The 559-nt window shown below is 46.2% G+C and carries 1 protein-coding gene; it reads right to left on the minus strand.

Annotated elements, in window-relative coordinates; all coding sequences use genetic code 11:
- Window positions 1-93: 93 nt before the first annotated feature.
- The coding region (gene trmH / locus R7093_RS27240; protein ID WP_318147279.1) for a tRNA (guanosine(18)-2'-O)-methyltransferase TrmH at window positions 94-559 on the minus strand (466 nt) is incomplete at its 5' end.

Genomic DNA, 559 nt, shown 5'->3' on the forward strand with positions numbered 1-559 from the left:
TAGCAGTATGTTAACCATTGAGCTGTGTTTTTGTACAGGAAAAACTATAAGAAGTGGCGTAGAAAGCGAGGCCTTTCGATGTTATGTTTCAGCTTAAGCTTTTTGCATCTCTTGCCACCACGCCTCATCTGCGATGATTTGACCTTCATCGTCGAGTGGAGGGTATTCCAGTTTCTTGCGTTTCGCTACTTTGGCAAGCACTGGGTGACCACGTTCAAATAAGATGCGATGAATGGTTTCTTTTGGTAGTGCGCTTTCTTCTCGATCATACATGCCTGCCGCTTCACGTTGGCGTTGCGCTTCATACAGAATAACTGCGCTGGCGACCGAAACATTCAAAGATTGCACCATTCCAATCATCGGAATAATGATGTCTTGGTCGGCGAGTTTTTTCGCTTGTTCAGACGCGCCAATTTTTTCACTACCCAGGATGATTGCAGTCGGTTTGGTGTAGTCGATTTCACGAAAATCGACCGCGGTGTCCGATAAGTTGGTCACCAATACTTGCATGCCTTGGGCTTTGAGCTCGGTAATGGCGGTTTCAATCGAGTTGTGAGTT

This window comes from Vibrio sp. 1580 (genome assembly GCF_033340055.1).